24 protein-coding genes and 2 pseudogenes are annotated in these 26,264 nt (G+C 66.6%); 11 read left to right on the top strand and 15 right to left on the bottom strand.

All coding sequences use genetic code 11. From position 1 onward, the window contains the following. Positions 1-614 precede the first annotated feature (614 nt). Together trpA and trpB are read right to left on the bottom strand one after the other, a co-directional pair. Positions 615-1,421 (bottom strand): tryptophan synthase subunit alpha, encoded by an 807-nt coding sequence (trpA, locus tag C722_RS0116230; protein WP_017641517.1) that lies wholly within the window; start codon positions 1,419-1,421, stop codon positions 615-617. Beyond that, on the bottom strand, positions 1,418-2,626 hold the full coding sequence (gene trpB, locus C722_RS0116225) for a tryptophan synthase subunit beta (RefSeq protein ID WP_017641516.1): 1,209 nt from the start codon (positions 2,624-2,626) through the stop codon (positions 1,418-1,420). Before trpB ends, trpA begins: the two co-directional genes overlap by 4 nt. Before the next feature lie 92 nt (positions 2,627-2,718). On the opposite strand from trpB, the gene C722_RS0116220 reads away from it, so the two are divergent. Beyond that, positions 2,719-3,615 carry a LysR family transcriptional regulator gene (locus C722_RS0116220; RefSeq protein WP_017641515.1) on the top strand — a complete coding sequence of 299 codons (897 nt, stop codon included), beginning with the start codon at positions 2,719-2,721 and terminating at the stop codon, positions 3,613-3,615. A gap of 39 nt (positions 3,616-3,654) precedes the next feature. Here the strand turns inward: C722_RS0116220 and C722_RS0116215 are convergent, their stop codons facing one another. Next, positions 3,655-3,978 (bottom strand): YqjD family protein, encoded by a 324-nt coding sequence (locus C722_RS0116215; protein WP_007160170.1) that lies wholly within the window; start codon positions 3,976-3,978, stop codon positions 3,655-3,657. Positions 3,979-4,196: 218 nt separating this feature from the next. Between C722_RS0116215 and C722_RS0116210 the strand changes: the two genes are divergently transcribed. Both C722_RS0116210 and C722_RS0116205 read left to right on the top strand, forming a co-directional pair. Further along, the gene (locus C722_RS0116210) at positions 4,197-4,412 is read left to right on the top strand and encodes a dodecin (protein WP_017641514.1); all 216 of its coding nucleotides are present in this window, start codon (positions 4,197-4,199) and stop codon (positions 4,410-4,412) included. A gap of 44 nt (positions 4,413-4,456) precedes the next feature. Beyond that, positions 4,457-4,684: a DUF1161 domain-containing protein gene (locus tag C722_RS0116205; RefSeq protein WP_017641513.1), complete on the top strand. Its 228-nt coding sequence runs from the start codon at positions 4,457-4,459 to the stop codon at positions 4,682-4,684. Between the two features lie 86 nt (positions 4,685-4,770). Here C722_RS0116205 and hmpA read toward each other — a convergent pair whose 3' ends face one another. Then, positions 4,771-5,940, bottom strand: coding sequence for an NO-inducible flavohemoprotein (hmpA, locus tag C722_RS0116200; protein ID WP_017641512.1), 1,170 nt, complete (start codon positions 5,938-5,940; stop codon positions 4,771-4,773). Positions 5,941-6,071: 131 nt separating this feature from the next. Between hmpA and norR the strand changes: the two genes are divergently transcribed. After that, positions 6,072-7,610: a nitric oxide reductase transcriptional regulator NorR gene (gene norR, locus C722_RS0116195; protein ID WP_017641511.1), complete on the top strand. Its 1,539-nt coding sequence runs from the start codon at positions 6,072-6,074 to the stop codon at positions 7,608-7,610. Positions 7,611-7,627: 17 nt separating this feature from the next. On the opposite strand, the gene C722_RS0116190 is transcribed toward norR, so the two are convergent. From C722_RS0116190 to betC, 3 genes are all read right to left on the bottom strand, one after another. Beyond that, positions 7,628-9,268 (bottom strand): methyl-accepting chemotaxis protein, encoded by a 1,641-nt coding sequence (locus tag C722_RS0116190; protein WP_017641510.1) that lies wholly within the window; start codon positions 9,266-9,268, stop codon positions 7,628-7,630. Between the two features lie 227 nt (positions 9,269-9,495). Next, positions 9,496-10,413, bottom strand: a complete 918-nt coding sequence (choX, locus tag C722_RS0116185; RefSeq protein WP_017641509.1) for a choline ABC transporter substrate-binding protein — start codon at positions 10,411-10,413, stop codon at positions 9,496-9,498. Positions 10,414-10,434: 21 nt separating this feature from the next. Further along, positions 10,435-11,934: a choline-sulfatase gene (betC, locus tag C722_RS0116180; protein ID WP_017641508.1), complete on the bottom strand. Its 1,500-nt coding sequence runs from the start codon at positions 11,932-11,934 to the stop codon at positions 10,435-10,437. A 118-nt stretch (positions 11,935-12,052) separates the two neighbouring features. Between betC and C722_RS25040 the strand changes: the two genes are divergently transcribed. Further along, positions 12,053-13,039 (top strand): LysR substrate-binding domain-containing protein, encoded by a 987-nt coding sequence (locus C722_RS25040; protein ID WP_017641507.1) that lies wholly within the window; start codon positions 12,053-12,055, stop codon positions 13,037-13,039. Positions 13,040-13,046: 7 nt separating this feature from the next. Here C722_RS25040 and C722_RS0116170 read toward each other — a convergent pair whose 3' ends face one another. From C722_RS0116170 to prlC, 5 genes are all read right to left on the bottom strand, one after another. Then, positions 13,047-13,436: a VOC family protein gene (locus tag C722_RS0116170; protein WP_017641506.1), complete on the bottom strand. Its 390-nt coding sequence runs from the start codon at positions 13,434-13,436 to the stop codon at positions 13,047-13,049. Further along, positions 13,436-14,602 carry a lactonase family protein gene (locus C722_RS0116165; RefSeq protein WP_017641505.1) on the bottom strand — a complete coding sequence of 389 codons (1,167 nt, stop codon included), beginning with the start codon at positions 14,600-14,602 and terminating at the stop codon, positions 13,436-13,438. The genes C722_RS0116170 and C722_RS0116165 overlap by 1 nt, the downstream gene beginning before the upstream one ends. A gap of 262 nt (positions 14,603-14,864) precedes the next feature. Further along, positions 14,865-15,323 carry an anti-virulence regulator CigR family protein gene (locus C722_RS26745; protein WP_017641504.1) on the bottom strand — a complete coding sequence of 153 codons (459 nt, stop codon included), beginning with the start codon at positions 15,321-15,323 and terminating at the stop codon, positions 14,865-14,867. Positions 15,324-15,687: 364 nt separating this feature from the next. Continuing rightward, positions 15,688-15,960 carry a YheV family putative zinc ribbon protein gene (locus C722_RS0116155; protein WP_017641503.1) on the bottom strand — a complete coding sequence of 91 codons (273 nt, stop codon included), beginning with the start codon at positions 15,958-15,960 and terminating at the stop codon, positions 15,688-15,690. Next, the gene (gene prlC, locus C722_RS0116150) at positions 15,957-18,053 is read right to left on the bottom strand and encodes an oligopeptidase A (protein WP_177323669.1); all 2,097 of its coding nucleotides are present in this window, start codon (positions 18,051-18,053) and stop codon (positions 15,957-15,959) included. The genes C722_RS0116155 and prlC overlap by 4 nt, the downstream gene beginning before the upstream one ends. A gap of 44 nt (positions 18,054-18,097) precedes the next feature. On the opposite strand from prlC, the gene C722_RS0116145 reads away from it, so the two are divergent. Further along, positions 18,098-18,649, top strand: coding sequence for a gamma carbonic anhydrase family protein (locus C722_RS0116145; RefSeq protein ID WP_017641501.1), 552 nt, complete (start codon positions 18,098-18,100; stop codon positions 18,647-18,649). A gap of 187 nt (positions 18,650-18,836) precedes the next feature. On the opposite strand, the gene C722_RS0116140 is transcribed toward C722_RS0116145, so the two are convergent. Further along, positions 18,837-19,187, bottom strand: a complete 351-nt coding sequence (locus tag C722_RS0116140; RefSeq protein ID WP_017641500.1) for a MerR family transcriptional regulator — start codon at positions 19,185-19,187, stop codon at positions 18,837-18,839. 70 nt (positions 19,188-19,257) lie between these two features. Here C722_RS0116140 and C722_RS0116135 point away from each other — a divergent pair, with 70 nt between their 5' ends. After that, complete coding sequence (locus tag C722_RS0116135) at positions 19,258-19,683, top strand: hypothetical protein (RefSeq protein WP_017641499.1); 426 nt, start codon at positions 19,258-19,260, stop codon at positions 19,681-19,683. A 193-nt stretch (positions 19,684-19,876) separates the two neighbouring features. On the opposite strand, the gene aroE is transcribed toward C722_RS0116135, so the two are convergent. Then, positions 19,877-20,692: a shikimate dehydrogenase gene (gene aroE / locus C722_RS0116130; RefSeq protein ID WP_017641498.1), complete on the bottom strand. Its 816-nt coding sequence runs from the start codon at positions 20,690-20,692 to the stop codon at positions 19,877-19,879. 4 nt (positions 20,693-20,696) lie between these two features. Continuing rightward, positions 20,697-21,626 (bottom strand): oxygen-dependent coproporphyrinogen oxidase, encoded by a 930-nt coding sequence (hemF, locus tag C722_RS0116125; protein WP_017641497.1) that lies wholly within the window; start codon positions 21,624-21,626, stop codon positions 20,697-20,699. 118 nt (positions 21,627-21,744) lie between these two features. On the opposite strand from hemF, the gene C722_RS0116120 reads away from it, so the two are divergent. The 4 genes and pseudogenes from C722_RS0116120 to C722_RS27110 all read left to right on the top strand — a co-directional run bounded on the left by C722_RS0116120 (position 21,745) and on the right by C722_RS27110 (position 26,264). Then, positions 21,745-22,722, top strand: a complete 978-nt coding sequence (locus C722_RS0116120) for an NADPH:quinone reductase (protein ID WP_017641496.1) — start codon at positions 21,745-21,747, stop codon at positions 22,720-22,722. A 158-nt stretch (positions 22,723-22,880) separates the two neighbouring features. Beyond that, a pseudogene (locus C722_RS0116115) lies at positions 22,881-25,364 on the top strand (PAS domain S-box protein); the annotation flags it as partial. 198 nt (positions 25,365-25,562) lie between these two features. Continuing rightward, positions 25,563-25,805: pseudogene (locus C722_RS27115) on the top strand (ATP-binding protein); the annotation flags it as partial. Continuing rightward, positions 25,806-26,264, top strand: coding sequence for a response regulator (locus C722_RS27110; RefSeq protein WP_371099799.1), 459 nt, complete (start codon positions 25,806-25,808; stop codon positions 26,262-26,264).

The raw sequence follows: 26,264 nt of genomic DNA, 5'->3' as shown, positions 1-26,264 counted from the left end.
GAAAGAAATCCCTTGACTCGGGCATATCCCGAAAAACTGGTCATTATTTGATCGATCCTCTGGAGGCCGCGCCAGCTCTGGTCTCTGACACTGGACGAACAACCTATCCACAGCCCTATGCAACGCTATTGTGGGTTGTGGAAAACGCCTGAAACAGTATTGATCATTTTTTGTACGATCCTCTACAAGCCTTGCCAGCCCTGGCGTACAGATCAGGTCCCACATCTTTTCCACAGGCACGCACACAGCAGATGTGGGCAAACTAGCCAGGAGAAACGTCTTCTGGCGTCACGCATAGCCAGAGCGGAATTGGTTATTTATTGAGCAATTTTCCTTGGACAGTTGCCCCAACGGTTGCTGACAACTTGCCCAGGGCTTATCCACAGCCTTTACCTGTCAAGCAATGACGGCACGACAGGCAATCGTCCGCAGCCTGACCGGTTTGATCTGGCCGTCGCTAATTCGATCAACAAGGTCAGTATCCCCGCAGCCCCTCTGGTACGCGGCTTTGCGCCGGTAGCGAACAGACTGCCCACAACCTTATGCACAGTTTGCAAAGCATTCAGGCATAAAAAAGACCGCTTTAGGCGGTCTTTTCAAGCACTGGCAAGTGCTCAGCGCGCGGTGCGTACGCTGTCCGACAGCTGCTTGCAGAGGCCGAGCACGCCATCGATGGCAGCGCCCGAGGATTCGGCCTTGGCGATCTGGTCGACGAATGCCGAACCCACCACCACGCCATCGGCGATCCGGGCGATCACGCGGGCCTGCTCCGGGGTACGGATGCCGAAGCCGACGGCTAGCGGCAGGTCGGTGAAACGACGCAGGCGCGCCACGGCGGCCTCGACGTGCTCGGTGGTGGCCGAGCCGGCACCGGTCACGCCCGCGACGGATACGTAATAGACGAAGCCGGAGCTGGTGTTGAGTACGCGCGGCAGGCGGGCGTCATCGGTGGTCGGGGTGGTCAGACGGATGAAGTCGATACCGGCGGCCTGGGCCGGCAGCGCCAGCTCGGCGTCGTGCTCGGGCGGCAGGTCGACCACGATCAAGCCATCCACGCCCGCTTCGGCGGCTTCCGCCAGGAAGCGCTCCACGCCATAGCGATGGATGGGGTTGTAGTAGCCCATCAGCACCAGTGGCGTCTCCCCCTCCCCGCGACGGAAGTCACGCACCATCTCCAGGGTCTTGGCCAGATTCTGGCCACCCTGCAGGGCACGCAGGGCAGCGGCCTGGATGGCTGGACCGTCGGCCATGGGATCGGTGAAGGGCATGCCCAGTTCGATGACGTCGGCGCCGGCCGCCGGCAGGCCCTTGAGGATGGCCAGGGCGGTGGCATAGTCCGGATCGCCCGCGGTGGTGTAGGTGACCAGGGCGGCGCGGCCCTCGGCCTTCAGCGCGGCGAAGCGGGTTTCCAGACGGCTCATAGCTTGTCTCCCAGGTGGCTCATCACGGTCTGCATGTCCTTGTCGCCGCGGCCCGAGAGGCAGATCACCATGAGGTGGTCCTTGGGCAGGTGCGGCGCGCGCTTGTAGGCCTCGGCCAGGGCGTGGGCGGATTCCAGGGCCGGGATGATGCCTTCCAGACGGCAGGTCTGGTGGAAGGCGGTGAGCGCCTCGTCATCGTTGATCGGTACGTATTCCACCCGCTGCACATCGTGCAGGTGGGCGTGCTCCGGGCCGATGCCGGGATAGTCCAGGCCAGCGGAAATGGAGTGGGCGTCGATGATCTGGCCGTCGTCGTCCTGCAAGAGGAAGGTGCGGTTGCCGTGCAGTACCCCGGGCACTCCGCCGTTGAGGCTGGAGGCATGCTTGTCGGTGTTCACGCCGTGACCACCGGCCTCGACGCCGACGATGGCGACGTCTTGGTCATCGAGGAATTCGTGGAACAGGCCCATGGCATTGGAGCCACCGCCAACGCAGGCGATCAGGCTGTCGGGCAGGCGCCCTTCTTTTTCCAGGATCTGCGCGCGGGTCTCACGACCGATCACGGCCTGAAAGTCGCGGACCATGGCCGGATAGGGGTGCGGACCGGCCACGGTGCCGATCAGGTAGAAGGTGTCGGCGACGTTGGTCACCCAGTCGCGCAGGGCCTCGTTCATGGCGTCCTTGAGGGTACCGGTACCAGCGGTGACCGGAATCACCTCGGCGCCCAGCAGCTTCATGCGGAAGACGTTGGCTTGCTGGCGATCGATGTCGGTGGTGCCCATGTAGATGACGCAGGGCAGGCCGAAGCGCGCGGCCACGGTGGCGGTGGCCACGCCGTGCATGCCGGCGCCGGTCTCGGCGATGATGCGGGTCTTACCCATGCGCTTGGCCAGCAGGATCTGGCCGATGCAGTTGTTGATCTTGTGCGCGCCGGTGTGGTTCAGCTCTTCGCGCTTGAGATAGATCTTGGCACCACCGAAATGCTCGGTCAGGCGCTCGGCGAAGTACAGCGGATTGGGACGACCGATGTAGTCACGCTGAAAATAGGCCAGCTGGTCGAGAAACGCCGGATCTTCCATGGCGGTCTCGTATTCGCGCTGCAGATCGAGGATCAGCGGCATCAGGGTTTCGGCGACATAGCGGCCACCGAACTGGCCGAACATGCCTTGAGCGTCGGGGCCCTGGCGATAGGCGGTCTGGGTCATGGGATTCTCCTGCGAAGATGGATCTACCTTACCTACTTGAGTGCCGGTGATAAATCGATAAGATCGCGATGACCCGTCAGGAAATCTCACAGATGAGCGAACCCCGTGACCTGCCTCCCCTGAATGCCCTACGTGCCTTTGAGGCCACCGCTCGTCTAGGCGGTATGAGTCGCGCGGGAGACGAACTGCATGTGACCCACGGCGCCGTGAGTCGCCAGATTCGTGCACTGGAGGAACAGCTCGGGGTGGCGCTGTTTCGCCGTGAAGGGCGGGGGCTGGCGTTGACCGAGGCCGGGCTGCGCCTGCGCGAGGTGAGCGGTGAGGTTTTCGAACGATTACGCGAGGTGTGCGCTGAACTCAAGGCTGGCAGTCGCCAGGGACCCTTCGTGCTGGGCTGCCCGGGCAGCCTGGTGGCCCGCTGGTTCATTCCGCGACTGGATCGCCTCAATCGCGATCTGCCGGAGCTGCGCCTGCACCTTTCGACCCGTACCGACGATACCCCGCTGGCCGCTGCCGGCCTGGACGCCAGCCTGTTGTTCACCGAGACGGCGCCGCCCCAGGACGTGATGCCCTATCACCTGGCGCCTGAGCGGATCGGGCCCGTGCTGAGTCCCTACTGCCCGGCCTATCTGCGGCTCAGGGACGGTGATCTGCAGGCCTTGCTGGCGGAGCGACTGCTGCACACCCTGTCGCGGCCCCAGGCCTGGCCACAGTGGTTCGCCATTCAGGGCCTGGCGGCACCGGTGCTGGAGTACGGGCAGGGCTTCGAGCACCTCTATTACCTGCTGGAGGCGGCGCTGTCGGGATTGGGGGTGGCGATCGCACCGGAACCACTGGTGGCGGCGGATCTGAAGGCGGGCAGGCTGGTCGCGCCCTGGGGCTTCGCGACAACCGGTGCGGAGTTGGCGCTATGGGCGCCGGGTCGGTTGGCGGACGAGCGGGTGGAGCGGTTGGCGGCTTGGCTCAGACAGGAGCTGGCCGAGCGCTAGCGCCCGAGGCATCCCGTGGGATGCCTCGAACTGCCACGATCAGTGGTCGCCGCGCAGCAGCGCCCAGCCGACCAGAACGGTCACGCCAGCGGCGATGCCGACGGTGGCCCAGGGATGTTCGCGCGCCACGCCACTGGCGGCACGGCCGTACTGACGGGTCAGGCGACGCACGTCGTCATAGACTTCTTCCAGCGAATCGCCCGAATGATGCAGGGCTTCGCGAGCGGTGCTCTTGAAGGAGTTCAGGCTGCTGCGGGATTCGCGCGCCGCGTTCTTCTTCAGCGATGCCAGCGAGTCGAGCAGGCTGTTGATTTCGTTCTCGATGCTGGCGATGGACGCCTGGTAGTCGGTGTTACGGGCCATGACAACCTCCTGAGATGGACGGATTCAGGAAATGTGACTACCGAGCCGTTGGAAAGTGCTGCATAGCCGTATCCGAGAGCCTGGGCAGTGAACTTATCGGGACCTTTCGCAGCCTCAAATGGCAGAGGCACCCTTCCCGGCGAGTCGACCGCGACACCGGTCAACGCGTTGCCGGCTATCCGCTGCAGCGCCCGTCATTGCTGACCCAGGAGATTTTCATGTCCGATCATCACACCTACAAGAAGCTGGAAATCGTTGGCTCTTCCACCACCAGTGTCGAGGACGCCATCAATAATGCCCTCGCCGAGACTTCCAAGTCGGTGAAGAACCTGGAATGGTTCGAAGTGGGTGAAATCCGCGGTCATATCCAGGACGCCAAGGTGGCGCACTATCAGGTCACCCTGAAGATCGGCTTCCGTATCGAAGCCAGCTGAGCAGCTATTCAAGACCTCCCTCCCCTCGCAAAAGGACAGGCAAGATGCGTAGAGTCGTGATTACCCTCGGTTTGTTGGCCCTGAGCAGCGGAGCTTTCGCCGCTGGCACCTCGTGCGACACGGTCAAGGCCGATATCGATGCCAAGCTGCAGGCCAAGCAGGTAGCGCACTACAGTCTTGAGGTGGTGGACAAGGGCAGCGCCAGCGCCTCCGCCAAGGTGGTGGGCAACTGCGAAGGCGGTAGCAAGGAAATCGTCTACCAGCGTCGCTAGGTCTCCGGCTGCCGGGTGCTCCCCAGGTAGCGCCGGCCGCTGCCGATGCAACGCCCGCCACCGAGAGGTGGCGGGCGTTGTCGCATCTAAAGGTCCGTAGCAGGTCCGAAGAATTCGTGACGGATCTGCTTTTCCGGCACCCCCAGCTCCAGCAGATCCCGTCGCACCTGGGCCATGAAGGGCTGCGGGCCGAGAAGGTAGGCGTCCAGGTCGCGATCCTTGGGCAACCAGCGCTGCAGGCGCGTCCGGTCCAATCGCGAGGCGTAGGCCTCTTCCGCCACCGGCTCGCTGTAGCAGAAGTACAGCTGCAATTGCGGGTGATGGGCGGCCTGCTCTTCCAGCCAGTGCCCGAAGGCCTGCACCCCGACATGGCGGGTGCAGTGGATCAGCTGAATCGGCCGGCCGCTGGGCAGGGCCGCCGATACCATAGGCAACAGCGGCGTGATGCCGACGCCGCCAGCGATCAGCAGCAGCGGCTTGGTCGATTCCTGCAGGACGAATTCGCCGGCTGGCGCGAAGACCTGCAACACGCCGCCTTCATGGGCATCGGTGTGCAGGTAACGCGAGACCACCCCGCCTGGCTGATGCTTGACGCTGATGCGATAGCCCTGGCCATCGCTGGCCGCCGAGATCGAATAATTGCGCCGGTATTCCACCCCATCGAGGATCACACTCAGCCCCAGGTACTGGCCGGGCTGGGCGATGCTGGTGGGCAGGCCGTCCACCGGCTCCAGGTAGAAGGAGCTGATCTCTTCGCTTTCCGGTTCGATCCGGGCGATGCGGAACGGCCGCCCGCCACGCCAGCCACCGGGCGCCTCGGCCTGGGCCGCATAGCGCTGTTCCTCGGCACCGATCAGCAGGTTGGCCAGCTGACCATAGGCGGCAGCCCAGGCATCGATCACCGCATCGGTGGCGACCTCGGCTCCCAGCACCTCGCGAATGCTCTGCAGCAGGGCGATACCCACCAGCGGATAGTGATCCGGCTGGACCTGCAGGGAGACGTGCTTGTTGACGATCTGCTCCACCAGCGGCCCCAGGGTATCCAGGCGATCGATGTAGCGGGCGTACATCAGCACCGCCCGGGCCAGCGCCCGGGCCTGGGCGCCACTAGCCTGGTGGGCGCCATTGAACAGCGGGCGGATCTCGGGATTGTCGCCCAGCAATTTGGCGTAGAAATGCCGGGTGAGGACCTCGCCCCCGGTTTCTAGCAGGGGGACGGTAGCCGTGATGATGGCTTTTTGGTCGGATGACAGCATGGCAGGGATCTCCAAACAGGACTGCCCTGTCCCTATCACGAGTCGTGCCAGCCTAAAACTTGCCCTGGATCAGGCTTTTAGCCAGTGCGCAGGTCATAATGACCAGGTCCCTATGACTCGCCGAGGTCAAATTGACCCGCCCCACTCTGCTCGATGTGATGGTACCGCTGGTGGCGGATCTGGCCCGCGACCTGCCCGATCAACAACGCTACGCCAGTCTGCTCGATGCCCTGCGCCAGGTCCTGCCCTTCGATGCGGTGGCCCTGCTGCGCCTGGATGGCGAGGTGCTGGTGCCCCTGGCGGTGCGCGGGCTGGCAGCCGACACCCTGGGACGCCGCTTCAAGGTCGGTGAGCACCCGCGCCTGGCCCTGCTGCTGGCGAGTCGCGCGCCCACCCGCTTCGCCCTCGATTGCGACCTGCCCGATCCCTACGATGGCCTGGTGGAAGGCGTGCAGGGGCACCTGGAGGTCCATGACTGCCTGGGCTGTCCGCTCTATGTGCAGGACCAGCTCTGGGGCCTGCTGACCCTGGATTCGCTGCAGGCGCAGAATGCCCGACCCGAGGATCTCACCACCCTCGCCGCCTTCGCCGGCCTGGCCGCCGCCACCGTGGCCGCCGCCGAGCGCATCGGTCAGCTTTCCGCCCGCATCATCAGCGAGCACGAATTGACCGTGGCCTATCAGCAATCGGTAGGGCACCAGCGGCCTCGCGAACTCATCGGCCAGAGTCCGGCCAGCCTGCGGCTGCGCCAGGAGATCGAGACCGTGGCGGCCAGTGATCTGACGGTGCTGATCACCGGCGAGACCGGAGTCGGCAAGGAACTGGTGGCCGAAGCCGTGCATGCCCGCTCCCTGCGCCAGCAGCGGCCGCTGATCAGCCTCAACTGCGCGGCGCTGCCCGAGGCGCTGGTGGAAAGCGAACTCTTCGGCCATGTGCGCGGCGCCTTTTCCGGTGCCGTCAGCGAACGCCGCGGGCGCTTCGAACTGGCCGATGGCGGCACCCTGTTTCTCGACGAGGTCGGCGAATTGCCGCTGACGGTGCAGGCCAAGCTCCTGCGGGTGCTGCAGAGCGGCCAGTTGCAGCGGCTGGGCTCGGATCGCGATCTCAAGGTGGACGTGCGCATCATCGCCGCCACCAACCGTGACCTGGCCGACTGCGTGCGCGCCGGACGCTTTCGCGCCGATCTCTACCATCGCCTGAGCGTCTATCCGCTGGCGGTACCGGCCCTGCGCGAGCGTGGCCGGGACGTCCTGCTGCTGGCCGGTTTCTATCTGGAGCAGAATCGCGCCCGCCTGGGCCTGCGCGGCCTCCGGCTGACGCCTGCGGCGCAGCGCACCCTGCTGGCCTACGCCTGGCCGGGCAACGTGCGCGAACTGTCGCACCTCATCAGCCGGGCGGCGCTCAAGGCCCATGCCGGCAGCGAGGAACGCGGCGGCATCCTGACCCTGGACAGCGAGCAGCTCGGCCTGCCGCTGGGCACCACGGCGCTGCCCGACGAGGACCTCGTCCTGCCCGCCACCTCCCTGCGCGAAGCCACGGAGGGCTTCCAGCGCCAGACCATCACCCTGGCCCTGGAACAGCATGGCCAGAACTGGACCCTGGCCGCCGCCGCCCTCGACCTGGACCGCGCCAATCTCGCCCGTCTGGCGCGACGGCTGGGGCTCAAGTGAAGCCTCCGGCCTAGCGCCTAGAAGCGGAAACGCGCCACCAGGCCGGTAAAGGTGCCCACCACCTGGGACAGCTCCTGGCTGGCCTGGCGGGTCTGCTGGGCGACCGTCGCCGTCTGCGTCGACAACTGCTGGATGTTGGTCAGATTACGATCCACCTCCCGCGCCACCTGGGCCTGCTCTTCCGCGGCGCTGGCGATGACCAGATTGCGCTCGTTGATGCCGCCCACCGTCTGGGTGATGTGCGCCAGGGCCTGATCAGCCGCGTGCGCGGCGGCCTGGGTCGCCTGGGCCAGACTCTGGCTGTCGCCCATGGCGCGAACCGACTGCACGGCGCTCTCTTGCACGCCGCCGATCATCCGCTCGATCTCGCCGGTGGAGGCCTGGGTGCGCGCAGCCAGGGCGCGGACCTCATCGGCCACCACGGCGAAGCCCCGTCCCTGATCGCCGGCCCGAGCGGCTTCGATGGCGGCGTTCAGCGCCAGCAGATTGGTCTGTTCGGCGATGCCGCGGATGACATCCACCACACTGCCGATGCTGCGCACCCGCTCGGCCAATTGCTCCACCGTGACACTGGAGGTGCCCAGCGCCTGGCTCAGACTCGCGATGGTGGCGACCGCCTCCTGCACCTGGGTGCGTCCGCTGTTCGCCTCCTGGCTGGCGCTGCGCGAGGCCGCGGAGGTGGACACCGCATTGCGCGCCACCTCTTCCACGGCGGTGGTCATCTCGGTCACCGCGGTGGCCGCCTGCTGGATCTCATCATGCTGCCGGGTGAGGCCGCGAGCGCTCGCGTCGGTGACGGTATCCAGGCCTGCGGCGGCCCTGGCCAGCCGGCTGGCGGCGTCACCGATCTCCTGCAGGGTACCCCTGAGCTGCCCCTGCATGCGTTCCAGCGCCTGCAGCAACTGACCCGGTTCGTCCCGTCGGGTGCTGTGGATCACGCCGTTCAGATCCCCGGCGGCAATGCGCTGGGCACTGGCCACCGCGATGCTCAGGGGCCTGGTGATGGAGCGGGTGATCAGCAGCCCCAAGCCGATCGCCACGATGAAGGCGACGAGGATGCCACCATAGAGCTTGGCCTTGATGCCTTCGGCAGTGGCCGCGGCCTGCTCGGCACCCGCCCCGATCTGCTCATCCTTGAGGGCGCTCAGGGCGTCGAAGGTGGCCATCACCTGCAAATAGCGGGGAAAGACTTCCTGACGCAGGAGATCAGGCAGCGGCGCCATGTCGCTGCTTTCCAGTGCCTTGAGTACCCGGGTCGCACTGTCCTGATAGGCTGACCATTGCCCTTCGAGCGGCGTCCCCAGCGCCCGCTCCTCCGCCTGCAGCGGCAGCGCGCGATAGTGGGCGAAGGCGCGCTCGCTGGCCTGGCGGTCGGTCTCCAGCCAGGTGCGCATCTGCGCGATCTCCGCGGCGGGCGCACGCCCCATGGTCATCGACAGCACCACATAGAGATCACGGTTGTGAGAAATGGCCGCGGCCTTGGCCTCGGCGACCTTGGCCACCGATACCAGGTCCTGGGCGAAGACCTGCTGCAGACCGCTGGAGAGTCGGGCAACGCCCAGGCTGCCCAGGCCGCCGATGATCAGGGTGATGAGCGCGCAGCTGAAAAAGGCGATTTGCAGTTTCAGCCCCAGTCGCAGATGGGAAAACCTTTCCATGGACGAGCCTCGCGGCCGCACGAGCGGCAAGCTTTGTTGTTGTTTGTCAGGCTATTTAGTTAACACCATTAATTAGTGACTGAATTCGCCGGGGAGCTCAAGGCAGCTCGCCGCCAAAACGTCTACGTCTATCGGCTGGTCAGGGAAGGGAACGACGGTGGCCAGAACGGCTAGGGAGGGCATGCAGCAGCGTCCGACACCACGGGGATGCCGGACGAGGGAAAGGATCAGAGCGCTTGCTGTACCGCCGGCAAGCCGGGTTGGCCGGCGCGGGTGGTGACGCCCTGCAGCCAGGGCTCCAGCACCTGGGGATGGGCCTTGAGCCAGGCCTTGGCGGCGGCCTCGTAGCTGCCGCCCTTGTCCCGTGCGGCGCTCATGACGGCGTTTTCCATGTCCAGGGTGAATTTCATGTTGGTCAGCAACCGGGCCGGATTGGGGCACTGCTCGGCGTAGCCGTTGCGTGTCAGGGTGTTCACCGTGCCGGCGGTGCCGAAATACTTGTCGCCGCCGGTCAGGTACTTGATGGGGTAGTCGACGTTCATGGGGTGCGGCGTCCAGCCGAGAAAGACCACCCACTTGTCACGCTTCACCGCGCGCCCTACCTGGGACAGCATGGCCTGCTCGCTGGATTCCACCAGCTGCCAGCCGCCCAGGCCGAATTCGTTGTCCTGGATGATCTTCTGCAGCGACTGGTTGGCCGGCGCGCCGGCCCCGATGCCGTAGATCTTCTTGCCGAACTGTTCGGCATGCTTGGCCAGATCGTCGAAGCTCTTCACCCCGCCCTCCCAGACATAGGTGGGTACGGCCAGGGTGAATTCGGTTCCGACCAGGTTCTGCGCCAGCTCGGTGACCTGGCCGGTCTTCACGAACTGGTCATAGTGCGCCTGCTGCGCCGGCATCCAGTTGCCGAGGAAGGCGTCCACCTGCCCGTTGCGCATGCCACCGTAGATGATCGGCACCGCCAGGGTCTCGACCTTGCTGGTGTAGCCCAGCGCGCCCAGGACCGCGCCGGTGAGGGCGTTGGTGGCGGCGATGTCGCTCCAGCCCGGATCGGCCAGGCGAACCGTTCCACAGGCCTGATCCTCGGCCTGGGCCGACAGGCTGACCAGGGCCAGCGTGAACGTAGCGATGATTCCGTGTTTCATGGCCGTGCTCCAGTTAGCGGTTCAGGGTTGAGGGTAGCGGGCGCGACGCTCCAGGTCGTCGAGATCGATGTGATTGCGCATGTATTGCTGGCTGGCATCGACGAAGGGCTGGTGATCCCAGCTGGTCCGCTCGCCCTGCTCCAGAGCCGCCGCGACGAAGCGCCGCCGCCGCTGGCTGGCCAGCACCTCGCCATGCAGGCGCGGCAGGTCCCAGCGCTGGCGGACCTCGGCCTGGAAGCTGGCGAGCAGCTCGGCATAGTCGGGGCTGGCGGCCAGGTTTTCGCGTTCCAGCGGATCGTTCTGCAGATCGAACAGCAGTGGCGGGTCCAGCTCGCAGTGGATGTACTTGTAGGGGCCGCGACGGATCATCAGCAGCGGGCTGACGGTGCCCTCGGCCAGGTATTCGCCGATGACCTCGTCATGCCCTTCCCGTCCTTCGAGGTGCGGCAGCAGCGAGCGCCCGTCCAGCGGCAGCTCGGCCGGCAACTGGCCGCCGGCCAGCTCGACGAAAGTCGGCAGCAGATCCATCGTCGAGACCGACGCCTGCACCCGCGCCGGGGCGAAACGTCCGGGCGCATGGATCAGCAGCGGTACCCGCGCAGCCATCTCGAACCAGTGCATCTTGTACCAGAGCCCGCGCTCGCCGAGCATGTCGCCGTGATCGCCGGAGAAGACGATCACCGTATCGTCGGCGAGACCGCACTCCTCCAGGGTCTTGAGCAGGTGGCCGACCTGGGCGTCGACATAGCTGCAGGCACCATAGTAGGCCTGGCGGGCGTCACGGATCTTGGCCTCGGGCAGCGGCTTGTCCCAGAGATCGATCACCTTGAGCAGGCGCTGGCTGTGGGGGTCCTGCTCGGCCTGGGGAATGGCGCCTTCCGGCAGGGGGATGTCGACGTCGTTGTACAGGTCCCAGTATTCCCGCGGAATGGTGTAGGGATCGTGGGGGTGGGTCAGGGACACGGTCAGGCAGAACGGCTTGTCGTCGCCACGGCGCACGTGATCGTAGAGATACTGGCGCGCCTTGAAGACCACCTCCTCGTCGAAATCCAGCTGGTTGGTGCGCACGCAGGGCCCGGCCTGCAGCACCGAGGACATGTTGTGGTACCAGCTCGGGCGCACGTCCGCTTCGTCCCAGTTCACCGCCCAGCCATAGTCGGCGGGATAGATGTCGCTGGTCAGGCGCTCTTCGTAGCCGTGCAGCTGATCCGGTCCGCAGAAGTGCATCTTGCCCGAGAGCGCCGTGCGATAGCCGAGGCGGCGCAGGTGGTGGGCATAGGTGGGGATATCGGCGGCGAAGTCGGCGGCGTTGTCGTAGCCGCCGATCTTCGACGGCAGCTGGCCGCTCACCAGGGTGAAGCGCGAGGGCGCGCACAGCGGGCTGTTGCAGTAGGCGGAATCGAACACCACGGCGCGCTCGGCCAGGCGTTGCAGATTTGGCAGCTTGATCGGCGAGGCGGCGTCGTACAGCGGCAGGACGGGTGCCGCCATCTGGTCGGCCATGAGAAAGAGGATGTTCATCGGCTTGGACAAGATCGCCTCCGCTTCGGATCAGGGTTGCTTATGGGTGGTCCATCATCCGATGCCAGAAAAATCACGTGAAGGGCATAGGAGATGATGTTTCGGATAAGCTGGGCTTATGTCTGATCATCGCGGGGATTTTACCTTGGACGCCACTACGCCTGCCGACCGCCCTGCCCTGGCGCTGGACAGCCTGCGCACCTTCGAGGTGGTGGCGCGCCGCCTGAGCTTTACCGCGGCGGCCAGCGAACTGGGCACCACCCAGCCGGCGATCAGCCAGCAGATCAAGCGTCTGGAAGCCCAGTTGCAGGTCCGGCTGTTCGACCGGGTCCATCGTGGCATCCTGCTCACCGAGGCCGGGCGGGTACTGCAGGAATATGTGGAAGCCGGACTCGCCACCCTGGACGAAGGGGTACGCCTGGTCACCGCCCGGCCTGCCCATGAAGTCCTGCAGGTGGCCACCGACTTCGCCTTCGCCGCCTATTGGCTGCTGCCGCGCCTGCCGCGCTTCCATGCCCGCCATCCGGAGCTGGACGTCAGCCTGGTCACCAGCGATCGAGTGCCGCTGCCCGGCCCGGAGATCGACATCACCCTGGGCTTCGGCGACGGCCGCTTCAAGCATGGCGAGGCCTGGCCGCTGTTTCGCGAGGAAGTCTTTCCGGTGTGCAGTCCGCGGCTGCTCCAGGGCCGGCAACCGCCGCTGCCCGCCACGGAGCTGGGGCGCTGGCCGCTGCTGCACCTCAAGGCGGCGCCCAACAGTCGCTGGTACGACTGGAAGACCCTGTTGCCGGCGCTGGACCTGGCGCCCCTGCCCGCGGCACCGTCCGGCGCGGTGCTGAGCTTCGACAACTACACCCTGGTGATCCAGGCGGCCATTGCCGGCCAGGGCCTGGCGATCGGCTGGCGCCACCTGGTGGACGACCTGCTGCAGCAGGAGCTGCTCTGTCGCCCCTTCGCCGGACTGGCCACCTCGCGCTACGGCTATTACGCCATCCTGCCCGAGCGCAAGCGGCGCCAGCGACTGGTGCAGCGCTTTCTCGACTGGCTGCTGGAAGAGCTGGAAATGCCGCGCGAGTCCCTGGCCAGCGCACGGCTGGCGACCTGAGCTGAACTCAGCGCTCGTAAACTTCCAGCGGCAGATCGTCCGGGTCGGCGAAGAAGGTGAATCTCTTGCCGGTCAGCTCGTCGGTGCGGATCGGCTCGGTGACCACGCCATGGCCGTGCAGGTGGGCGACGGTGGCGTCCAGGTCGGCCACGGCGAAGGCCAGGTGGCGCAGGCCCTGGGCCTCCGGACGCGACGGCCTGGGCGGGGCATCGGGAAAGGAGAACAGCTCCAGCTGGGCATGCGTGCCCACTGCCAGATCCAGCTTCCAGGAGCGCCGGGCCTCGCGATAGGTCTCGGCGATCACCGGCAACCCGAGGATCTCGGTATAGAAGTGCCGGGAGCGTTCGTAGTCGGCGCAGATCAGCGCCACATGGTGCAGACGGTCGAAGTGGGTCATCAGGGTACCGCGACGAATTTGAGGTCAGCCGGGGCGCCCACATCCAGGCTCTGCAGTTCATCACCGAGCGTGCCGCTGTCGGGATCCCGGGCGAAGACCTTGAGCTGGTTGGATTTCTGGTTGGCCACCAGCAGGTACCGCCCGGACGGGTCGATGGCGAACTCCCGTGGCGACAGGCCATTGACCGGATGGCGCTGGACAAAGGTCAGGGTGCCGTCGGGATTGACCGCGAACACCGCCAGCTGGTTGTCCGTGCCGCGACTGGCGACATAGAGGAAGCGCCCGTCGCCGGACAGGTGCAGGGCCCCGGCATCCCGCTCGCCGGTGAATTCCTGGGGCGTCAGGCTGTAGCTCTGCAACTGGCGCAGCATGCCGTCCTGATGGGCGAAGGCCATGACCTGGCCGGCCAGCTCCAGGGTCAGGTAGGCATAGCGGCCATCGGCGCTGAACACCAGATGGCGCGGACCGCTGCCTTCCGGCACCGGGACGAAGGGCGTCTCGGCGGCCACCAGCGGCCGCTCCGGCTGCTGCGGCAGATAGCGATAGACGAACACCTTGTCGGCGCCCAGATCCGGGGCGAAGACGAAGCGGCCATCCGGGGTGGTCACCGCCGCGTGCACGTGGCTGGACTGCTGACGCGGGTGCTGTTCGCTGGGCTGATGGAATTCGATCTGGGCCACCGGGCTGAGCACGCCGCCGTCCTGGATCGGCAGCACCGCCAGCGAGCCCTCCGGCAGGCTGGAGTAGTTGGCCACGAACAGGAACTTGCCGTCGGTGCTGAGGCTGGAATGGGTCGGCTCGTCGCCCAGGCTCTTGACCTGGCTGATCTGCTGCAGGCGGCCATTGCCCGGTTCGAAACGATAGGAGGTGACCCGGCCGATGCTGTCGCCACTCGAACCGCGGCCGTTCTCGTTGACGGCGAACAGGGTGCGGCCATCGCGGGACAGGGTCAGGAACGACGGATTGGAGGCCTTGACGATCCGTAGCGGGCCATCGATCTGGCCATTGCGACTGTTGAAGCGGTAGACATACAGTCCCTGGCTGCTGCCCGCGGTGTAACTGCCCACCAGCAGATTGAACAGACCGGGTTCGGCGCGGGCTGGGGCGTTATGCCCCACAAGCAGGGCGAACAGGGCCAGCGGCAGCAGACGGGGAAGAGCTCTCATGGGAAATCCTTGGCGAGCGATGGGCGTTGAGACCGATACGAAGCGGCCCGGTTTCCCTACCGTCTGAAGGCGGAGGGCGGCCGCGCGCGGCGGTTATTCTACTGAAATCCGGGCTGGCACTGTGCCAGAGGTCTTTCTCCATTTATCGCCTGCGATGGCGCGCCGGCCAGTTCCGTCGGGCCGGCAGGCCCCAGGAGCCTGTGCCAGAGCCTGCGGTGAGCTCGGCGCTACTCCTTGGCTACCGCTAAAAGAATCGTCCCGGTCAGTCCAGTACGCCTTGCAGGATGGCGTAGACGATCCCGGTGCCCACGGCGACCAGTACCATGTCGGTTCCCAGACGCCGCCATTCGTAGCCCGGGTAGTCCGGCAACTGGCGGGCGATACCCGGCGGCAGCGGTCGGCCATAACCAGGTGGGAGAGGGCGCCCGCGCTCCAGACGCAGCCCCGGCGGCAGGTCGCCCCCGCGACCGATCTGGCCGCGTAGCGCCTGGATACGCTCCCGCGCCGGTCCCAGATCCGGCGGGCCGCCGGCACCCGGTCCGGCACCCGGGCGACCCTGGCCACGCGACTCGGGACCCGGTCCCTTGCCATGCGGACCGCCCTGGTCCTGCCAGCCCGGGCCATGCGGCCCCTTGGGTCCTCCCGGTCCATGTTCCGGCGGCGCGGCCAGGGCCAGGTTGCCTATCAGACAGAGGACTGCAGCAGAAAGGACGGTACGCATGGGATTTCCTCGTCAGGGACGATGGCGTCGGCTATCCACTTGGAGTCTGATTGCAGGAAAAGACTCCCAAGTCATTCCAGGACTCTTCAGCCTGTGGATAAATCGGGGATAAAATCGGTATAACTTCAGGAGAAAACCCTGACGCCAATCAGAGACTCAATAAAATCCCTTTATTATCAATAGATTAAAAAGATGATCGGCTGGCTATCGAATCCGCTTTTTGTGGATAAAGCCTGAGACCCCCCTGCGCTGACGCTCGTTTTCGCCTGCACTCAAGCCGTGCGCGGATCGATTTTCCCCAGCCTGGAAACGGAAAAGCCGCGCCTGGATGACCGGGCGCGGCTTTTCTGAAGGTCGCCTTTCGCTATTCCGGCTTTTTCAGCTTGGGATTGGGAAAGAACTGCACGGCCTGCACCTTAGGATCAGGCTTCTTGGGTTTCAGCGCACTGATATTGACCCGCGTCGGCAATTCCTTGGGGACCGAATTGCCACGCTCGTCCAGGGTGTCGCTGTAGCCGCAGGAGAGGCACTCGCGGTGGGGCGTACCGTCCTGGGTCCACATCTTGAGGGTGTCCTGCGCCTGGCACGCCGGGCAGACCGCCCCGGCGATGAACCTCTTGCGGATCGGCTCGCTCACGCCGCCTCCTCGCTCAGCCCGGAATGGCGGAGCAGGGCGTCGATGCTGGGCTCGCGACCGCGGAAGTCGACGAACAGCACCATGGGCGCCTGGGAGCCGCCGCGGGCCAGGATGGCCTCGCGGAAGGCGCGCCCGGTCTCGGGGTTGAAGACGCCTTCTTCCTCGAACTTGGCGAAGGCATCGGCGGACAGCACCTCGGCCCACTTGTAGCTGTAGTAGCCCGCCGCATAACCGCCGGCGAAGATGTGGGCAAAGCTGTTGGGGAAGCGGTTGTAGGCCGGCGGCCGTACGACGGAGATCTCGTCGCGGATGCCTTCCAGCACCTCGCGCACGCTGCGACCGTCGCCATGGGTAGCGTGCAATTCGAAGTCGAACAGCGAGAATTCCAGCTGGCGCAGCATCATCAGGCCGGACTGGAAGTTCTTGGCCGCCAGCATCTTGTCCAGCAGTTCCTGGGGCAGCGGCTCGCCGGTCTCGTAGTGACCGGAGATCAGCGCCAGGCCCTCGGGCTCCCAGCACCAGTTCTCCATGAACTGGCTGGGCAGCTCCACCGCATCCCAGGCCACGCCGTTGATGCCGGAGACGCTGGCGTGCTCGACGCGGGTCAGCAGGTGGTGCAGGCCATGGCCGAATTCGTGGAAGAGGGTGGTCACCTCGTCATGGGTCAGCAGCGCCGGCTTGCCGGGGCTGGCCGGGGTGAAGTTGCAGACCAGGTAGGCCACCGGATCGATCAGCCGGCCCTGGGCATCGCGGCGCTTGTCGCGGGCGCCGTCCATCCAGGCACCGCCGCGCTTGTTGGCACGGGCGTAGAGGTCGAAATAGAAGCGGCCGATGGAGGTGCCGTTCTCCTTGATCTCGAACAGGCGCACGTCGGGATGCCACTTCTCGAAGTCGCGCAGCTCGGCGATCTCGATGCCATAGAGCTTCTGCACCGTGGCGAACAGGCCGGAGAGCACCTTGTCCACCGGGAACCAGGCGCGGACCTCTTCCTGGGACAGCGCGTAGCGCTGCTGGCGCAGCTTCTCGGCAAAGTAGCCGGTGTCCCAGCTCTGCAGATCCTGCACGCCCTGTTCGGCGGCGAAGGCGCGCAATTCTTCCAGGTCGCGCTGGGCGAAGGGCTTGGAGCGCACCGCCAAGTCGCGCAGGAAACCCAGCACCTGATCACTGCTCTCGGCCATCTTGGTGGCCAGCGACAGCTCGGCGTAGTTGGCGTAGCCCAGCAGACGCGCCAGTTCCTGGCGCAGGTCGAGCAGTTCTTCCATCACCGGGCCGTTGTCGAACTGACCGGCGTTGGGGCCCTGCTCGGAGGCGCGAGTGGCATAGGCGGCATAGACTTCCTCGCGCAGGGCACGGTCGTCGGCGTAGGTCATCACCGCGTAGTAGCTGGGGAATTCCAGGGTCACCAGCCAGCCGTCCAGCTCCTTGGCCTGGGCGGCGGCCTGCAGCTGGGCCTTGGCCGATTCAGGCAGGCCGGCAAGGGCGGCTTCATCGGTGAGGTGCTTGGTCCAGGCCTGCGTCGCGTCGAGCAACTGGTTGGAAAACTTGCTGCCCAGCTCGGACTTACGCGCCTGGATGGCGGCATAGCGCTGCTGCTCGGCCGGCGGCAGGTCGATGCCGGACAGGCGGAAGTCACGCAGGGCGTGTTCCAGGGTGGTCTTCTGGCCGGCGTCGAAGCCCTTGGCTTCTTCGCTTTCAGCCAGGCGGCTGTAGGCCTGGAAGAGATCCTTGTTCTGGCCGATCTCGGTGGAGTAGGCCGACAGCTTGGGCAGACAGGCCTCGTAGGCGGCGCGCAGCTCGGCGCTGTTGCACACGGCGTTGAGGTGGCCGATGGGGCTCCAGGCCTGACCCAGCCGATCGTTCAGCTCGTCCATCGCCAGCACCAGGCCGGCCCAGGTGGGGTGTTCCTTCTGGGTCTCCAGCAGCTTGGCCAGGGCGGCACGGTTCTCGGCCAGGACGGTGTCGATGGCCGGCTCGACGTGCTCGGGCTTGATGGCGGAAAAGGGCGGCAGGTCGTAGGACTGAAGCAGCGGATTGCTGGCGCTCACGGCGTTCCCCTCGGGGCGATGGCTTTGACAGTTATATATGGAGCCCATCCTAATAGGTCTCAAGACCCTTCCGACGAGAAAAGGTATCTATCGTGACCATAAGGACCTTCCAAGGTAAGACCCCGCACCTGGGCGAACGCGCCTTCGTCGATGCCACCGCGGTGGTGATCGGCGACGTGAGCCTTGGCGCAGACAGCTCGGTGTGGCCGCTGACGGTGATCCGTGGCGACATGCACTGTATCCGGATCGGCGCCCGCACCAGCATCCAGGACGGCAGCGTGCTGCACATCACCCACGCCGGCCCCTTCAATCCGGACGGCTATCCCTTGCTGATCGGCAGCGACGTCACCGTCGGCCACCAGGTGACGCTGCACGGCTGCACGATTGGCGACCGGGTGCTGGTGGGCATGGGCAGCATCGTCATGGACGGCGCGGTGGTGGAGGATGACGTGGTGATCGGCGCCGGCAGCCTGGTTCCGCCGGGCAAGCGGCTGGAAGGCGGCCACCTCTATGTCGGCCGTCCGGTCAAGCAGATCCGCCCGCTGGAAGAGAAGGAACGCGCCTTCTTCAGCTACAGCGCCGGCAACTACGTGAAGCTCAAGGACCAGCATCTGGCCGAGGGCTATGGGGAGGAGGGGGCCTAGCAGGCCTGGTCCTGTTGGGCTTCGGCGATGGAGCCGCCTCAACCGAACCTACAACTGATCACAGCCATGGCGGTCCGTCGATACGACCGCTCCTACAGGCTCCAACGCAATGGTAGGAGCGGCCCATGGCCGCGATCGCCGCTCACGGCCGTAGGTTGGGTCGAGCGCAGCGAAGCCCAACGCTCAGCTACGTTCGCAGCGGACAGGCTTCACCCAGGCGCGAATACAGCACCCCACGCAACGCCTGCAATTCATCGATGCGCGCCTCGATGACCCTGAGCTTGTCGCGCAGCAGCTCCTGCAGATAGGCATCCGGATCGGCGGCGCGCTCGACTGCGTCCAGGTTGGCGGCGATTTCCTGCAGGCTGAAGCCCAACCGCTGGGCGGTACGGATGTAGCCCAGCCATTCCACGGCTTCGGGCGGATAATCGCGGTAGCCGTTGGTCCGGCGCCGGGCCTTGAGCAGTCCCTGGCGCTCGTAGAATCTCAGGGTATCGCGGGTCAGGCCGGTGGCCTGGGCGAGGGTGCCGATACGCATCCGTTCTCCTTGACCCTGGACCTAGCTCCAGGGTCGACACTGGATTTCCTCTGTTCAAGGAAGTCCATCCATGTGGAAGCTTGCGCCCTATCTGCGACTGGTCCGTGCCAGCGCCCTCTATGATCTGCTGGTCACCGCGCCCTTCGCCACCCCCTGGAGTCTCGCCTGGCTGCTGCGGCAGCTCGACGCCCAGGGGCAGTGGCTGGGATTCGCGCCTCTGGCGACCTTCAGCCCGGAAGCCCTGCTGCTGGGCAACCTGCTCGGCTCCGTGGTATGCGTCTGGGCGGCGCTGCGGCTGGCCAGCCCCTCGGTGACGCTGGGGCGCTACGACGCCGCGGCCAGGGGCCTGTTCGCCCTCTGGCAGGCCTGGGCGCTGTACCAGGGTGCCAGTCCCTTGCTGGCCCTGTTCCTGGTGATCGAAATCAGCTTCGGCATCGCCCAGGCGTGGGCGGTGTCTTCGACCTCCGGCAGACTTCAGCCCAGGCTGGCGGGCTGACCGCGGCCCGTTGGGCTTCGGTGATGGAGCCGCCTCAACCCCACCTACGACTGATCGCGGCTATCGCGGCCATGGGCCGCTCCTACAGGCTCCAACGCAACTGTAGGAGGGGCAGCATAGGCGGACCGCCATGGCCGCGATGGCCGTAGGTTGGGTTGAGCACAGCGAAGCCCAACACCGCCCAAGCCCGACCTCAGCCCAGCTGCCGCCGCAACTCCGCCAGCACCGGCGCACCGTCGGGGCGCACGCCGCGCCAGAGTTCGAAGGCCTCCGCGGCCTGTTCCACCAGCATGCCCAGGCCGTCCAGGGTGTGGAAGGCGCCTTCATCCTGCGCCCAACGATTGAAGGCGGTCAGGTCCTTGCCGTACATCATGTCGTAGGTCACCGTCTGGGGGCCGATCACCGCTTCCGACAGCGGCGGACGACCGCCACCGAGGCTGGCGGAGGTGCCATTGATGATGACGTCGAAGGGCTCGCGCAGGGTGGAGAAGGCGGCCACCTCGATAGGCCCCAGCTCGGCGAATTCCCGCGCCAGCTGCACCGCCTTGAGTTCGGTGCGGTTGGCCAGCACCAGTTGCCCGGGCTGGCAGGCCAGCAGCGGCTCCAGCACGCCGCGTACCGCGCCCCCGGCGCCCAGCACCAGGACGCGCTGGCCAGCCAGCTGCAGACCGGCGTTGACGGTGAGGTCCCGCACCAGCCCGGCGCCATCGGTGTTGTCGCCCAGCAGGCGACCGTCAGGCTGGCGCTTGAGGGTGTTGACCGCCCCGGCGCGCCGGGCGCGCGGGGTGAGGTCGTCGCACAGCTGGTAGGCCTCTTCCTTGAAGGGCACCGTGACGTTGGCGCCCAGGCCGCTCTGGAAGAAGCTGCGGGCGCTTTCGGTGAAGCCGTCCAGCGGTGCCAGCAGCGGCCCGTAGTGCAGGCGCTGACCGGTCTGGTCGGCGAACAGGCTGTGGATCAGCGGCGACTTGCTGTGGGCGATGGGGTTGCCGAAGACGGCGTAGCGATCCATGGGGCTATCCTGCAGGCGTCGGGGCGAGCGCGAGCCAGTCGCGGTCGGTGAGAAAGAAATCGGTCAGTCGCGCTTCCGGCGAGCCGGGTACGGGTTTCCAGTCATAACCCCAGCGCACCTCGGGCGGCAGCGACATGAGGATGGACTCGGTGCGGCCGCCGGATTGCAGGCCGAACAGGGTGCCACGGTCGTAGACCAGGTTGAATTCCACGTAGCGCCCACGACGATAGGCCTGGAATTCCCGCTCGGCCTGGCCATAAGGCTGGTCACGGCGGCGTTGGACGATGGGCAGGTAGGCGTCGACGAAGGCATCGCCGATGGCGCGCTGGAAGGCGAAGCAGGTGTCGAAGTCCCAGTCGTTCAGGTCATCGAAGAACAGGCCACCGATGCCGCGCGGTTCGCCGCGGTGCTTGAGGTGGAAATAGCGGTCGCACCAGGCCTTGTAGCGCGGATAGACGTCGGCGCCGAAAGGTGCGCAGGCGTCATGGCAGACCTGGTGCCAGTGCACGCAGTCGGCCTCGTTGCCGTAGTAGGGGGTGAGGTCCAGACCGCCACCGAACCACCAGACCGGCGCTTCGCCAGGCTTTTCGGCGAGAAAGAAGCGCACATTGGCGTGGGCGGTGGGGATATGAGGATTACGCGGGTGCATGACCAGCGACACGCCCATGGCCTCGAAGCTGCGCCCGGCCAGTTCCGGACGATGGGCGCTGGCTGAGGGCGGCAGGCTGTCGCCATGCACATGGGAGAAGTTCACACCGCCCTTTTCCAGCAGGGCGCCCTCGGCGATGACCCGGGTGCGGCCACCACCGCCGGTCGGCCGGGTCCAGGCGTCTTCGACAAAATGCGCAGCGCCATCCTTGGCTTCCAGTGCGGCGCAGATGCGCTCCTGCAGATCGAGCAGATAGGCCTTGACGGCCTCCAGGGAGGGATTCATCGCAAGGATTTCCACAACAGGCGGGGAGGGCGGAGAGCATAACACCCGTATCCGACCGGTTGACGTGGCCCGCGGTTGCGGCTTGGATGAAGGCTCACGTCAATAAGGAACCGACAGCATGGCCCAGCGCATCCAGTTCAGCCGCACCGGTGGTCCCGAAGTACTCGAACTTGTGGATTTCGAACCCGCCGCGCCCGGCCCCGACGAGGTGCGGGTGCGCAACCACGCCATCGGCCTCAACTTCATCGAGACCTACTACCGCAGCGGCCTCTATCCGCCGCCGTCGCTGCCCTCGGGCCTGGGCACCGAGGGTGCCGGAGTGGTGGAGGCGGTGGGCAACGCCGTCACCCGCTTCAAGGCCGGCGACCGCGTCGCCTACGCCACCGGTCCGCTGGGCGCCTATGCCGAGGTCCATGTGCTGCCCGAGCGGCATCTGGTGCACCTGCCGGAGGCGGTCTCCTTCGAGCAGGGCGCTGCGGTCATGCTCAAGGGCCTGACGGTGCAGTACCTGCTGCGCCAGACCTATCCACTGCAGGCCGGCGACACCGTGCTGTTCCATGCCGCGGCGGGTGGCGTCGGCTCCCTGGCCTGCCAATGGGCCAAGGCCTTGGGCGTACGCCTGATCGGTACCGCCGGCTCGCCGGAAAAACTGGAAAAGGCCAAGGCCCTGGGCGCCTGGGCAGTGATCGACTATCGCCAGGAAGACGTCCCGGCGCGGGTCCGCGAGCTGACCGAGGGTGCCAAGGTGCCGGTGGTCTACGACGGCGTCGGCAAGGACACCTGGGAGATGTCGCTGGACTGTCTGGCCCCGCGCGGCCTGATGGTCAGCTTTGGCAACGCCTCGGGCGCGGTCACCGGTGTCAACCTGGGCATCCTCTCGCAGAAGGGTTCGCTCTATGTGACCCGGCCGACCCTGGCCACCTACGCCGCCTCGCCCGAAGCGCTGCAGGACATGGCCGATCAGCTGTTCGAGCTGATCACCGATGGCCGTATCCAGGTGGACATCGGTCGCCGCTATCCGCTGGCCGAGGTGCAGGAGGCGCACCGCGCCCTGTCAGGCCGCGAGACCAGCGGCTCGACCATCCTGCTGCCCTGAGGCTAGACGTTCGCGCGCCTGGCCGGGTAAATCGTGACGGCCATTAAGTTTCCCGTAACCAGGCGGCACGACGGGGGTAAACGCCGGTCTATCTCGGACAGTCAGGCCGCCAAGGTCTCGACGCTCTTTCCAGAATCGGCCGGATCGCTGCCCTCGTCATGCCCATCTCCAGCCCCCTCGCCAACCTGCTCGACACCGCCACGGACACGGCACTGATCACCCTGACCGCCGAAGGGTGCATCGGGCAGTGGTGCCCGGCCGTCGCCCGGCTGCTGGGCTGGAGCGCGCAGGACAAGGTCGGCGAGTCCATCGTCGGCCTGCTGCTCCCGGAACCCCCGGCGGACGGCTGGCTGACCGCCCTCGAACGCTGCCAGACCCAGGGCCTGCGCCATCGCGATGGTCATCTGGTGCGCCTCGACCTGCACCTGGTGCCGCTGCGCCGGGCGGATGTCGCCGTGGGTTGGCTGCTGCACGTCTGGCAGGCCCCAGCGAGCCGGGCTCGCTTCGCCGCCCGGCGCAGCGCCGAGCGGGATCTGCCACAACGCCTGCAGGCGCTTGGCGAATGGTCGCGGCGCCTCAGCGGCACGGCGGATCTTGCCGCTCTGCGCCTGTGCGCCACCCAGGCCCTGCGTGACCTGGCCGACGATCCCCAGGCGCGGCTGCTGTCCGTGGCCGAGGCCGGCAGCCTGCCGGCGGATCAGTCGCTCCTCCCGTTCGGCGCTGCGGCGCAGCCCCTGGGCTATCTGCAGCTGAGCAACGCCGTCGAGGCGGACACCCGGCTGTTGCTGGACCAGTTGGCCCTGCTGCTGGGCGCCCTGCTGGTGCGGCAGCAGACCCAGGACCAGGTCCGGCACCTGGAACGGCGGTTGTCGCTGGAACAGGGGCTCTTGGCCAGCGTGCTGCAGCAGGCGCCCCTGGGCATCTCCATCACCGAGGCCGGCAGCGAAGAAGCGGTGATGCTCAATGACCGCGTCGACCTCCTCCTGGGCAAGCGCCCGGCCGGTGAGACGCTGGACGAACGCTATGGCGCCATCGGCGCCCTGCATGCCAATGGCCAGCCCTATGCGGTGGACGACTATCCCACGGTCCGGGTGCTGCGCAGTGGCCAGGCGGTATCGCCCGAATTGATGCGCTATCGACGGCCCGACGGCAGCATCCGGCTGCTGGAAGTGTCCAGCGCGCCCGTTCGCTCGGCCACTGGCGAGGTGATCGCCTCGGTCACCCTGTTCGACGACGTTCAGCAACGGGTTGATGCGGAAAATGCCCTGCGCGAACACAGCGCGCGGCTGGCCAGCCTGATCAACCAGGCGGCGGTCGGCATCTGCCAGACCGACGCCCGCGGGCGCATCCTGCTCGCCAATCGCCGCTACTGCGAATTGCTCGATCGCAACGAGGTCGGGGTGCTGGAACAGACCCTGCAGGCCCAGACCCATCCCGAGGACCGGGCCATCCTGGAGCGCCATCTCGACACCCTGCGCGAGCGCGGCGACAGCTTCAAGCTGGACCAGCGCTTCCTGCGCCCGGATGGCTCGGTGGTCTGGGTCAGCCTGCATGGCTCGCCGCTGCAGTCGGAAATCGGCCAGGAGCTGTCGGTGAGTCTGGTGGTAGTGGATCTCACCCAGCGCAAGCAGGCCGAAGCCGCGCTGCACCTGTCCAACCAGCGTTTCCGCAACGCCGTGGAAGCGGTGCAGGGGGTGGTCTGGACCAGCAATGCCCAGGGGCATCTGCTCGGCGAACAACTCGCCTGGAGCACCCTGACCGGGCAGAGCTATGCCCAGTATCAGCAGGACGGCTGGGCCGCTGCCCTGCATCCCGAGGATGCCCCCCGCACCCTGCGCCGCTGGCGACTGGCGGTGCAGCAACAGGTGGACTTCCACGACGAACACCGGCTGCGCTGCCGCGACGGTCAGTGGCGCACCTTCAGCGTGCGCGCCCTGCCGGTGCGGGAAAACGGCGTGGTCTGCGAATGGGTGGGCGTGCACACCGACGTCAGCGAGATCCGCATGGCCGAACACCGCCTGCGGCGCCTGGCCGAACTGCTGGAACAGCGCGTCCATGAGCGCACCGTCGAGCGTGACCGCATGTGGCGGGTGGCCGACGACCTGCTCGGTGTCATCCAGGGGCAACGCTGGCTGAGTCGCAATCCGGCCTGGGGCCGCACCCTGGGTTGGGACGACGAGGAATTGCGCCACCAGCCGCCGACCTCGCTGGAGCACCCGGACGATCCGCCGGTGTTCCCGCGCCTGGCCGCCCTGCGCCATGGCGAGGTGCTCAGCGATCTGCCGGGCCGCCTGCGCACTCGCGACGGCCACTGGCGCCACATGATGTGGAAGGCCACCGCCGATCACGATGGCCGCATCTATGTCTTCGGCCGCGACGTCACCGTCGAGCACGACGCCGCCCTGGCTCTGCAGAACGCCGAGGCCGCGTTGCGCCAGGCACAGAAGATGGAAGCCATCGGCCATCTCACCGGCGGCATCGCCCACGACTTCAACAACCTGCTCACCGGCATCAGCGGCTCCCTGGAATTGCTGCGTCGGCGCCTGGACCAGGGCCGCCACGACAACCTGCAGCGCTACCTCGACACCGCCGAGCAATCCGCCACCCGCGCCGCCGCCCTGACCCATCGCCTGCTGGCCTTCGCGCGTCGGCAGACCCTCGACCCGCGGCCGGTGGATGTCAATGACCTGATCCTGTCCCTGGAAGAACTCTTCCAGCGCACCCTGGGCGAACGCATCAGCCTGCGCAGCAGCCTCGCGTTGCAATTGCCGCCGGCACGCACCGACACCAACCAGCTAGAGAACGCCCTGCTGAATCTGGTGATCAACGCCCGCGACGCCATGCCCGAGGGGGGTCAGCTGACCCTCGAAACCGCCCTCGATCACCTCACTGACCTGGCCGCCGAGCATGACCTGCCGCCGGGTGACTATGTGCGCCTGACCATCGCCGACACCGGCAGCGGCATGCCGGTCGAGGTGGTGGATCGCGCCTTCGATCCCTTCTTCACCACCAAGCCCATCGGCCAGGGCACCGGTCTGGGCCTGTCGATGCTCTATGGCTTCATCAAGCAGTCGGGTGGCCACGTGACCCTGGAGAGCGAACTGGGCAGCGGCACCCGGGTCAGCCTCTGGCTGCCCTGTGCCCAGCCCGAGAGACCGGCAGCGAGCGATACACCTCAGGCGGCCATCGCCCAGAGCCGGGGCGAACGCCTGCTGCTGGTGGAAGACGATGTCTCGGTGCGGCTGTTGCTGCGCGAGATGCTCACCGAGCTGGGCTATCGCGTGCGCACCGCGGCCAGTGCCTCGGCGGCGCTCACCCTGGTCGACGGCGACCTGCCCTGTGACCTGCTGATCACCGATCTCGGCCTGCCAGATCTCGACGGCGCCGACCTGGCCGGGCGCCTGCGCGAGCGCTGGCCGGAGTTGCCGGTGCTGTTCGTCAGCGGTCACGCCGAACGGCCGACCCCGAACGGCGAGCTCTCGCTGGCCAAGCCGTTCCAGATCGATGCGCTGGCGCGGCTGCTGCGCCAGTTGCTGGACTGA

This window comes from Pseudomonas sp. 313 (assembly GCF_000316965.1).
Classification (GTDB): domain Bacteria; phylum Pseudomonadota; class Gammaproteobacteria; order Pseudomonadales; family Pseudomonadaceae; genus Chryseomonas; species Chryseomonas benzopyrenica.
Note: the sequence above shows the minus strand (reverse complement) of the source record. Positions and strands in the feature narration are given on the sequence as shown.

Coding starts and splice junctions, on each gene's coding strand:
- betC (WP_017641508.1), bottom strand. CDS start 11,934: ATGAACATCCTCTTTCTCATGGCCGACCAGATGGCGGCACCCGTCCTG.
- C722_RS0116135 (WP_017641499.1), top strand. CDS start 19,258: ATGTGGAAGCTTGCGCCCTATCTGCGACTGGTCCGTGCCAGCGCCCTC.
- C722_RS0116210 (WP_017641514.1), top strand. CDS start 4,197: ATGTCCGATCATCACACCTACAAGAAGCTGGAAATCGTTGGCTCTTCC.
- C722_RS0116215 (WP_007160170.1), bottom strand. CDS start 3,978: ATGGCCCGTAACACCGACTACCAGGCGTCCATCGCCAGCATCGAGAAC.
- C722_RS0116190 (WP_017641510.1), bottom strand. CDS start 9,268: ATGGAAAGGTTTTCCCATCTGCGACTGGGGCTGAAACTGCAAATCGCC.
- choX (WP_017641509.1), bottom strand. CDS start 10,413: ATGAAACACGGAATCATCGCTACGTTCACGCTGGCCCTGGTCAGCCTG.
- C722_RS0116170 (WP_017641506.1), bottom strand. CDS start 13,436: ATGACCCACTTCGACCGTCTGCACCATGTGGCGCTGATCTGCGCCGAC.
- C722_RS0116165 (WP_017641505.1), bottom strand. CDS start 14,602: ATGAGAGCTCTTCCCCGTCTGCTGCCGCTGGCCCTGTTCGCCCTGCTT.
- C722_RS26745 (WP_017641504.1), bottom strand. CDS start 15,323: ATGCGTACCGTCCTTTCTGCTGCAGTCCTCTGTCTGATAGGCAACCTG.
- hemF (WP_017641497.1), bottom strand. CDS start 21,626: ATGAATCCCTCCCTGGAGGCCGTCAAGGCCTATCTGCTCGATCTGCAG.
- C722_RS0116140 (WP_017641500.1), bottom strand. CDS start 19,187: ATGCGTATCGGCACCCTCGCCCAGGCCACCGGCCTGACCCGCGATACC.
- aroE (WP_017641498.1), bottom strand. CDS start 20,692: ATGGATCGCTACGCCGTCTTCGGCAACCCCATCGCCCACAGCAAGTCG.
- C722_RS0116205 (WP_017641513.1), top strand. CDS start 4,457: ATGCGTAGAGTCGTGATTACCCTCGGTTTGTTGGCCCTGAGCAGCGGA.
- trpB (WP_017641516.1), bottom strand. CDS start 2,626: ATGACCCAGACCGCCTATCGCCAGGGCCCCGACGCTCAAGGCATGTTC.
- C722_RS0116120 (WP_017641496.1), top strand. CDS start 21,745: ATGGCCCAGCGCATCCAGTTCAGCCGCACCGGTGGTCCCGAAGTACTC.
- prlC (WP_177323669.1), bottom strand. CDS start 18,053: ATGGGCTCCATATATAACTGTCAAAGCCATCGCCCCGAGGGGAACGCC.
- hmpA (WP_017641512.1), bottom strand. CDS start 5,940: ATGCTGTCATCCGACCAAAAAGCCATCATCACGGCTACCGTCCCCCTG.
- trpA (WP_017641517.1), bottom strand. CDS start 1,421: ATGAGCCGTCTGGAAACCCGCTTCGCCGCGCTGAAGGCCGAGGGCCGC.
- C722_RS25040 (WP_017641507.1), top strand. CDS start 12,053: ATGTCTGATCATCGCGGGGATTTTACCTTGGACGCCACTACGCCTGCC.
- C722_RS0116220 (WP_017641515.1), top strand. CDS start 2,719: ATGAGCGAACCCCGTGACCTGCCTCCCCTGAATGCCCTACGTGCCTTT.